Origin of the sequence: Algibacter sp., from assembly GCF_049667265.1 — a bacterium.
Taxonomy (GTDB): Bacteria; Bacteroidota; Bacteroidia; order Flavobacteriales; family Flavobacteriaceae; genus Algibacter_B.
This window is the reverse complement of record NZ_JBATHX010000145.1, coordinates 1-9,349: the sequence shown is the minus strand read 5'-3', so window position 1 is coordinate 9,349 and position 9,349 is coordinate 1. Positions and strand designations below refer to the sequence as shown.

Here is a 9,349-nt window from a genome sequence, read left to right as displayed (position 1 = left end):
CGGGAGCGATAGTAGTGGTTAGCTTTTGTAAAACTTCCATTTATGGTTTTACAAAACTTGTAACGGATAGCGCGGTTTTTATTTTTCCTAAAAACCCGCCCAAATAAACTTCATAAATTATTATCTTCAATTCTATATTTAGTAGACAAATATGTGAGAAACAAAAAATCCCGTAAACCTAAGTTTCGGGATTTTTTTGTGGTACCTCCAGGAATCGAACCAGGGACACAAGGATTTTCAGTCCTTTGCTCTACCAACTGAGCTAAGGTACCTCGCCAAAGCGGTTGCAAATATAAATTCATTTTTGTTATTCGCCAAGAGAAAAATGTAAAAAATTATTTTATTTCTATTAATTTTAATTGTTGGTGAACTAACTTATTTATAATTAATATTATAGCCAAACTAGGAATAGTTATTGAGAGTCATTTTGTAATTTTATACTTTTTCAAAATATGAATTTAATTATAGATGTTGGGAATTCTTTTGTAAAGCTTGCTGTTTTTAAAAGTAATGAACTTATTGATAAAACTATTGTTGAAATAGACGATTTGATAGGTGCAGTTAATTTAATAAGTGAGAAATACGGTTCCATTAAAAGAGCCATTGTTTCATCCGTTGGAAGTCTTAAAAATAAGGATATAACTGAAATTAAAAAGCATTTTGAATTATTGGTTTTGAATTCTGAGACACAACTTCCTTTTAAAAATTGTTATAAAACTCCTAAAACACTTGGTGTTGATAGAATTGCACTTGTTTGTGGTTCTATTGGTCAGTTTCCTGGCAGAAATGTGCTTATCATTGATGCAGGTACATGTGTAACTTATGATTTTATTAATTCTGACAATGAATATTGGGGAGGTGCTATTTCCCCAGGTATTAGCACGCGCTATAAATCATTAAATAATTTAACTGCTAATTTACCGTTGTTAGAATTAGAAATGCCTAAACAAATTATGGGAGATTCAACAGAAGAATCAATACATTCGGGTGTTGTTTATGGTATTTTAAATGAAATTGATGGTGTCATCGAATCTTATAAACTTAAATATTCAGATTTAACAGTAATTTTAACAGGTGGAGATGCTAAATTCTTGTCTAAACAATTAAAAAGTAGCATATTTGCCAATCCTAATTTTCTTTTAGAGGGATTAAACTTTATTTTACAATTTAACTCAAACGAATGATAAAAAAACTTGTATTAGTTTTTATTGCAGCAATAGCAATTCACGGTTATGGACAGCAGGGAACTACGTCGCCGTATTCTTTTTATGGTATTGGAAGCCTTAAATTTAAAGGGACTGTAGAGAATAGAAGTATGGGTGGTTTAAGTATTTATACAGATAGTATTCATGTTAACTTACGCAACCCTGCATCTTATGCTGGAGAAAATTTAGAGACTTGGGGAGATGAAAGCCGGCCAGTAAAATTTGCTGTTGGAGGAAGTTATTCAAGCACCAATTTAGAAAGTACAAATGGTAGTGCCAATGCAACATCTTCTACTTTTAATTATTTAGCAATTAATATTCCGCTAGGGAAATTTGGTTTTGGTTTTGGGCTATTACCATATACTTCCGTTGGTTATAAATTAGAATCAATAGATGCCAATGATAATATAGAAAACCAATTTGAAGGAGAAGGTGGGCTAAACAAAGCTTTTATTGGGTTTGGTTATCAATTAGCAAAAGGGTTAAGTATTGGAGTCGATTTTCAATATAATTTTGGGAATATTCAAAACGGTATTATTAATTATCAATATTCTGATGGGAATCCCATAAATTATCAATCAAAAGAAAATAATCGATCAGATTTAAGTGGACTAAATTTAAATTTTGGAGTATCTTATAAAACTATGATTGATAAAAAATTAGAGCTAGTTTCTAGTTTAGCATTTTCACCAGAAAGTAATTTAAGCTCTAAAAACGAACGATCAATTTCCACAATAGCCTTAGGTACTAATGGTGGAGAAAGTATTAGAAATACTATTGAATCGGACTTAACAGCATCAGGCTTAGATGAAACAGATTTAGTTTTGCCTTCTAAATTTTCTTTCGGTGCAGGAATAGGGCAACCTAGAAAATGGTTTATTGGGGCAGAAACTACTATTTTAAAGGCTAGTAAATTCTCTAATGATTTATTTAGTAATAATACTGAAACTTCATACGAAGATGCTGTTTCTTTTTCTATAGGTGGATTCTATATTCCAGAATATAATTCATTTAGAAATTATTTGAAAAGAGCTGTTTACAGAGCAGGTTTTAGAACTGAAGAAACTGGATTAAATATAAAAGGTGAATCAATTAAAGAGTTTGGCATATCTTTTGGAGTAGGTATACCAGTTGGAGACGCAAGGTTATTATCTAATGCTAATTTAGGATTTGAATTTGGCCAACGTGGAACTAAAAATAGTAATTTAATTCAAGAGAATTTTATTACCTTACAATTAAGTTTATCTTTGAATGATAGATGGTTCCAGAAACGAAAGTATGATTAACAAGACAAAATTATTATCATGAAAACAAAAATTACATTATTACTAGCTTTTTTCTTTATTGGGGTAAACTTTGGATTTGCACAACAAGATGAAGAGTGTATGACCAAGCTTTCAATATTCCACGAATATACAAAAGCAAAAAATTATGATGCCGCTTATGAGCCTTGGATGGATGTAAGGAATAAATGTCCAAAGTTTAACAACGCCATTTATGTAGATGGTGAAAAGATTTTAGATCATAAAATTGACAACTCAACTGGAGTTGAAAAAGTGGCTTTTATTAATGATCTGTTAAAGCTTTGGGAACAAAAGGGAGAGCACTTTGCTAGTAAAACTCCAAAAGGGGAATATGCTGCACAAGCTTCACAATTAATGTATGACAATAGAGAATTGTTAAATAAATCTGATGGTGATTTGTACGCAGCTTTTGATGCTGCTTACAAATTAGATAAAGAGACTTTTACAAATCCAAAAAGTTTATATACGTATTTTTCTTTAATGGTTGATTTGTATGATGCTGGTAAAAAACCTGCTGCAGATTTGTTTAATAAATATGATGATGTTGTTGAAAAAGTTGAAGACGAGGTTAAGAATTTTTCTGAAAAGTTAAATGGACTTATTGAAAAAGAAGATGCTGGTACTGCCTTAACAAGCAAGGAAGGGAAATATAAAAAGTATTATGAAAGCTACTTAAATGCATACGATCAAATTTCAGGTAGTATTGATGGGAAATTAGGACCAAGAGCAAATTGTGAGAATTTAGTTCCTATTTACCAAAGAGATTTTGAAGCTAATAAAGGTAATGCTATTTGGTTACAACGAGCTGCTGGTCAAATGTCTCAAAAAGAATGTACAGATGATCCGTTATTCTTTAAGTTAGTAAATGCTTATCATAATATTAGCCCTTCGGCAAATTCAGCATATTATTTAGGATTACTAAAAGATAAAGAGGGAGATTCAAATGGTGCCATTAAGTTCTATGAGCAAGCAATTAGTTTAGAATCAGATGGATTTAAGAAATCTAAATTATATTACAGAATTGCTTCGAAACTGAAAGCGAAAGGTAATTATGGAAAAGCGAGAGGTTACTACAGAGAAGCCTTAAAACTTAACCCATCAAATGGTCGCCCTTACATAGCAATTGCTGCAATGTACGCGGCTAGTGCAAATAACTGTGGAGATTCTAATTTTGATAAAAGAGCAGTATATTGGTTAGCTGCTGATGAAGCTAGAAAAGCGGCACGTGTTGATCCTACCTTAAGTAAAGCAGCTTCGCAGTCAGTAGCCAATTATATGGCTAAAGCACCACAAAAATCTGAGATATTTAGTTCTGGAAGGGCTGGACAATCAATTAGTATTGGATGTTGGATTGGAGCTTCTGTAACAGTACCGAATATCTAATGAAAAAAAACATTTCATATAATAATTTAAACATAGTCACAATATTTATTGTGACTATGTTTTTTTCTTGTAATGATAGTTTTAAACAAGTGCAAAAAATAGGAATTTCAGAAAATGAACCTATAGGTGTCGATTATAATATTAACGCAAAATATACCGATTCAGGACGCGTTTCTGCAAATTTGATAAGTGCTAAAATGTTAGATTTTTCTAATCGAGATTTTCCTTTTCATCAATTCACAGATGGAGTAACATTATATATTTATGATAAGGATAATAAAAAAAGCACAGTAGTAGCTGACAATGCTTTTGTATATGCTAATACGGATTTAATTGATATGCAAGATAATGTTGTGATTACTACACATGATAATAGGGTTTTAAAAACGGATCAATTGTTTTACGATAAGAAAAAAGAATGGTTATCTACAAATAAACCAGTTAGCTTCAAAACAGATCAAGATATTATTAATGGAAATGGGTTTGATTCTAATTCAAAATTCACAAATGCCGAGGTGCTTGAAGTAACAGGTATTATTACCATTGAAGATTAATTGAAAAAGTTTTACTTGAAGTATACAACAAGGTTTCAGTTGAAATTGTCATTCCTATAAAAATGAGAATCTAAATATAATTTCCTTTCTCAAATTTGAGTATCTTTATACTCTTAAAAAACAACCATTATATCAAATGAAATATTCTAAGATTTTTCAGTACGCTTATATTGTTTTTGCAGTATTATTTATTTATGATGGCATTTCAAAATGGGGTAATGGTACAAACGGTGCATATATTTCTTTAGGATTATCAGCATTGGCTATTTTTATGTATTTTTTTAGAAGAAAATTTAGTAGCAAATTTGAAAACAAAAACAATTCAAAGTAAATGAGCGTTTATGTTATTATCATAATTGTATCATTAATTCTCTCAGCATTCTTCTCTGGGATGGAGATTGCATACATTTCTTCAAACAAAATTCATATTGAAATTGAAAAAAAGCAACATGGCATGGTTGCAAAAGCACTAACCAAACTTACCTCAAAACCCTCAAAGTTTATTACAACAATGCTTATTGGTAATAATATTGCATTGGTTATTTATGGATTTGTAATGGGTGAATTGTTGGTGGATTGGTTTCAGTCTATAGTACCAACTTCTTTTCCACTTTTAGATTATTTTTTAACGGATGTTACTATGGGCTTGTTAACTCAAACCATAATTTCAACAATAGTTATTTTAATTACGGCTGAGTTTTTACCAAAAGTTTTTTTTCAAATTTATTCGAATACTTTAATTAAAGCATTAGCAATTCCAGCATATGCGTTTTTTATATTATTTACTTTTATTTCAGATTTTGTAATTTGGATTTCAGATTTTGTACTTAAAACAATTTTTAAAACTGAAGGGGATCAAATTCAACTGGCATTTACAAAAGTAGAACTCGGTAATTATATTAGTGAGCAAATGGAATCTGTTGAAGAACTTGATCATGTTGATAGTGAAATACAAATTTTTCAAAATGCCTTAGAGTTTTCAGAAGTAAAAGCACGCGAGGTTATGATTCCTCGAACAGAAATTATAGCAGTTGAAATTAATGATTCTGTTAAATCTTTAAATGCCTTATTTACTGAAACGGGCCGAACAAAAATATTGGTTTATAAAGACACGATAGATGATGTTTTAGGCTATGTGCACTCATTTGATCTGTTTAAGAAAGCAAAGGATATCAAATCTATGATGATGCCTGTTGAGTATGTTCCGGAAACAGTTCTTATTAAAGATGTTTTGAGTGTGCTTACTAAAAAGCGTAGAAGTATTTCGGTAGTTTTAGATGAATATGGTGGTACGGCAGGTATTATGACCGTTGAAGATATTGTTGAAGAATTATTAGGTGAAATTGAGGACGAACATGATTCGGTAGATTTAATTGAAGAAACACTTGAAAACGACGTTTATAAATTTTCAGCCAGACTTGAAGTCGATTATATTAATGAAACTTATAAAATAAATCTTCCAGAAAGCGAGAATTATGAAACGCTTGGAGGCTTGATTGTTAATCATACCGAACAGATTCCTGCGCAAAACGATATTGTTCATATTGATATTTTTCAATTTACAATTTTAGAAGTTTCTAACACTAAAATTGATTTGGTAGAGGTTAAATTGTTGGACGAAGATTAAGTCTAAGTTTTTAGATTCAAGATTTGGCTAGAAAAAAATATTCTACATTATTTTTAAGTTATAAGATTCACGAAATCAACGAAAATCCCTTACTTCTAAAACTAAAAATAACTTAACAACAAGCGGTGCTACAAAAAACATGATAACACTTTTATTATTGAAATGAAAATGGTATTTTCGCGCACGATATTTTTATCAGTTTATTTCAATTGACACCAACTAAACAAGCAATTCCAACAACGGATTTTAAAAAATTAATTTACAAATGGCAGTTTTAAATAAAATAAGACAACGTTCACTTTTTTTAATATTAATTATAGCCTTGGCGCTATTCTCTTTTGTATTAGCAGATTTATTTAAAAATAGTGATGCTTTAACTTCTAAGTCGCAAAATATTGTTGCAACTATTAACGGTAAAGATATTACTCGTGAAGACTTTATGCAAAAAGTAGAGCAACTACAAAGGCAAATGGGACCTAGTGCAACCAATACCCAAGTTATGAATAGAGTTTGGGATCAAGAAGTAAGACAAGCTGTTATGGAAACTCAGTTTGATAAACTTGAAATTTCGGTTGAGAAAGACCAAATGAGAGATTTGCTTAAAACATCGTTGGCTACAAACCAAAACTTTTTAAATGAAGCAGGTCTTTTTGATGAAAATAAAATGAATGAATACATTGCTAACCTAAAAGAAACTTCACCAGCAGGTTTTGAGAGTTGGGTGAATTATGAAAAGCAAGTTGCTTCAACGGCATTAAACCAAAACTATTTCAATATGGTTAAAGCTGGTTTAACTGGTACACTTGCAGAAGGTAAGTTGGATTACGAATTAGAAGGAAATAAAGTAGATATTAAATATGTACAAGTTAATTTTTCTACTATTCCAGATAGTACTGTTCAAGTATCAAAATCTGATATAACAAACTATATTAACGAAAATAAGAATCAGTATAAAGTTGAGGCTTCTAGAGATATTCGTTTTGTTGAATTTAAAGAAGTCGCTTCTGTAGAAGATGAAAACGCTATAAAAGCAGAATTAAATGCTTATGTTAATGGACAACTTGTTGATGAAAGAGGAGCTAAAGATGTTATTGTTGCTTTTTCTAAAGTAGAAAATAATGAAGAGTATATTAACTCAATTGCTGCTTCAGATATAAAATTTGACGAACGATTTGTTTTTAAATCTAGCTTGCCAACTGAATTTGCTGATGCTATCTACAATTTAAATGAAGGTGAAGTTTACGGACCATATAAGCATGACGGTAGTTTTAAAGTAACTAAAGTAATAGCTGTAAAACAAATTCCAGATTCGGCTAAAGTGCGACACATTTTAATTCCTTTTAAAGGTGCTCAAAGCGCTGGTCCAGAGACAATTCAAACGGAAGCAGAAGCTAAAAAAACTGCTGATAGTTTATTAACTATACTTAAACGTAATCGTTCAAAATTCCCTGAATTTGTTACAGCATTTTCTTCTGATCAAGGAAGTGTTGCTAAAGAAGGACGTTACGATTGGCATCCATATAACACCATGGTTCCTGAATTTAATGATTTTGAATTTGAAGGAAAAACAGGTGATTTAGGGGTTGTGAAAACAGTATTTGGATTTCATATAATAGAGGTTGAAGGACAAAAAAACACAACAAAAGCCATTCAAGTTGGAACTATTTCGAGAAAAATTGAACCTTCTGAAACAACAACTGACAAAGTATTTAGAGATGCTTCAAATTTTGAAATTAATGCAGGTAAAGGAGATTTTGAAGTTGTAGCAAAAGAAAATAAGTATGTAATCAGACCAGTTAATGGAATTAAAATTTTAGACGAAACCATTCCAGGCGTTGGAAATCAAAGACCAATTGTACGTTGGGCTTTTGAAAAAGAAGCTGAAGTTGGAGATATTAAACGTTTTAATGTAAATAATGGTTATGTTATTGCGCAATTAGTAGCTAACCATAAAGCAGGTTTAATGTCTGCTGATGATGCAACTGCTAAAGTATTACCTATCCTTAGAAAGGAAAAGAAAGCAAAACTTATAAGAGATAGAGTTTCTGTTAGTTCTTTGGAAGATTTAGCTGCGGCTGAAAAAACAAATGTAAGAACCTCTAATGGGGTTAGCATGAAAAACCCAACTATTTCTGGAGGAGGAAGAGAGCCTTTGGTTGTTGGAGCTGCATTTGGATTAAAAGAAGGTGAAACATCAAAATTAATTGATGGTACAAATGGTGTTTATATGGTACAAGTAACTAAAATAACACCAGCCGTTGCATTAGATAACTATCAAGCAGCTGCAAATAGAGTAGAACAGCAAAAAGCTGCTTCCGTTAATACAAAATTATATAATGCTTTAAAAGAGGCTGCAGAAATTGAAGATAATAGAGCTTCGACTCAAATTCAATAAATCAGCCTGAAAAATTAAATAATAAAAAAAGCCTCGATTATCGAGGCTTTTTTTATTTACAATATCATATCAGAATAAGGGATGATAGTATCATACCCTTTATTATTAAAATAGTCATTTGGAGGATGTTGTGAAACAACCAAAACAAAATCGCCACCCCAAGCACCAAGACTCTTAATACTTCCTTCAAAATCCGAAAACAACAATTCCTTTACTGGTTTTTGTTTTGTGATTTTCGAAATAATTGTTTCATGCTTATTAATTAATGTTTCAAAAATCGCTAATGTTTTACTTTCTGCAATTTGCATTACAATACTATTGATTTCAGGAATGTTTAAGTTGGTTTTATTGGAGTTGTAGGCAGAAATGCCCTCGCGACTGTTTTTCTTTTGATTTAAATAAACAAAGTATAGTTGGTCTTTAAACTCAGGATTAAAATCTATAGGGTTAACTGTGATTTTATTATTTAGTGTTTGGTAAATAATTGGCGTATTGTTTTGCGCACAAGCAATATCGTAACCGCTTCCACCAAAAGTAAGTTGTAGCAATTCAAAGGCATTTATTTTTGCCCATTGCGCCACGTTATTTATTAGTGTCGAAGATGTTCCTAAACCCCATTTTCTAGGGAAAGTTAACGAGGTTGTGACCTTAAATCCTGTTTCAGTTTTTAAAAAATTCGGGTTTAACGTTTTCGCAGCGTTTAGTATTTGTGATAACCTTTTTGTGGTATCATCAGAATCAGCAGAAATTATTATGTCGTCGTTTTTTAACTCAAATTCATGCCCAAACCAAATGTTTCCCTTCTCGTCCAAACTCTTCCAACCCAACACTTTTTTATTAATGGACTCAACGGGTAAAGATTGTCCATATTTTGTTGGTAT

General features: G+C 31.2%; 8 protein-coding genes and 1 tRNA gene. 7 read left to right on the top strand and 2 right to left on the bottom strand.

The features are described from left to right. Window positions 1-199 precede the first annotated feature (199 nt). Window positions 200-272: transfer RNA gene (locus tag WBN21_RS05280), tRNA-Phe, on the bottom strand. Between the two features lie 180 nt (window positions 273-452). Here WBN21_RS05280 and WBN21_RS05275 point away from each other — a divergent pair. From WBN21_RS05275 to WBN21_RS05245, 7 genes are all read left to right on the top strand, one after another. Beyond that, the gene (locus WBN21_RS05275; RefSeq protein WP_424198238.1) at window positions 453-1,184 is read left to right on the top strand and encodes a type III pantothenate kinase; all 732 of its coding nucleotides are present in this window, start codon (window positions 453-455) and stop codon (window positions 1,182-1,184) included. Further along, window positions 1,181-2,491: a hypothetical protein gene (locus WBN21_RS05270; RefSeq protein WP_424198237.1), complete on the top strand. Its 1,311-nt coding sequence runs from the start codon at window positions 1,181-1,183 to the stop codon at window positions 2,489-2,491. Before WBN21_RS05275 ends, WBN21_RS05270 begins: the two co-directional genes overlap by 4 nt. Window positions 2,492-2,509: 18 nt before the next feature. Beyond that, entirely contained in the window at window positions 2,510-3,892 is a 1,383-nt protein-coding gene (locus tag WBN21_RS05265) for a tetratricopeptide repeat protein (protein WP_424198236.1), read from the top strand. Continuing rightward, window positions 3,892-4,446 carry an LPS export ABC transporter periplasmic protein LptC gene (gene lptC / locus WBN21_RS05260; protein WP_424198235.1) on the top strand — a complete coding sequence of 185 codons (555 nt, stop codon included), beginning with the start codon at window positions 3,892-3,894 and terminating at the stop codon, window positions 4,444-4,446. Before WBN21_RS05265 ends, lptC begins: the two co-directional genes overlap by 1 nt. A 136-nt stretch (window positions 4,447-4,582) precedes the next feature. Beyond that, complete coding sequence (locus WBN21_RS05255; RefSeq protein ID WP_424198234.1) at window positions 4,583-4,777, top strand: hypothetical protein; 195 nt, start codon at window positions 4,583-4,585, stop codon at window positions 4,775-4,777. Further along, complete coding sequence (locus tag WBN21_RS05250; RefSeq protein ID WP_424198233.1) at window positions 4,778-6,073, top strand: hemolysin family protein; 1,296 nt, start codon at window positions 4,778-4,780, stop codon at window positions 6,071-6,073. A gap of 265 nt (window positions 6,074-6,338) precedes the next feature. Then, window positions 6,339-8,468 (top strand): SurA N-terminal domain-containing protein, encoded by a 2,130-nt coding sequence (locus tag WBN21_RS05245; RefSeq protein ID WP_424198232.1) that lies wholly within the window; start codon window positions 6,339-6,341, stop codon window positions 8,466-8,468. Window positions 8,469-8,524: 56 nt separating this feature from the next. Here the strand turns inward: WBN21_RS05245 and WBN21_RS05240 are convergent. Further along, the coding region (locus WBN21_RS05240) for a GYDIA family GHMP kinase (protein WP_424198231.1) at window positions 8,525-9,349 on the bottom strand (825 nt) is incomplete at its 5' end.

Coding starts and splice junctions, on each gene's coding strand:
- WBN21_RS05275 (WP_424198238.1), top strand. CDS start 453: ATGAATTTAATTATAGATGTTGGGAATTCTTTTGTAAAGCTTGCTGTT.
- WBN21_RS05270 (WP_424198237.1), top strand. CDS start 1,181: ATGATAAAAAAACTTGTATTAGTTTTTATTGCAGCAATAGCAATTCAC.
- WBN21_RS05265 (WP_424198236.1), top strand. CDS start 2,510: ATGAAAACAAAAATTACATTATTACTAGCTTTTTTCTTTATTGGGGTA.
- lptC (WP_424198235.1), top strand. CDS start 3,892: ATGAAAAAAAACATTTCATATAATAATTTAAACATAGTCACAATATTT.
- WBN21_RS05255 (WP_424198234.1), top strand. CDS start 4,583: ATGAAATATTCTAAGATTTTTCAGTACGCTTATATTGTTTTTGCAGTA.
- WBN21_RS05250 (WP_424198233.1), top strand. CDS start 4,778: ATGAGCGTTTATGTTATTATCATAATTGTATCATTAATTCTCTCAGCA.
- WBN21_RS05245 (WP_424198232.1), top strand. CDS start 6,339: ATGGCAGTTTTAAATAAAATAAGACAACGTTCACTTTTTTTAATATTA.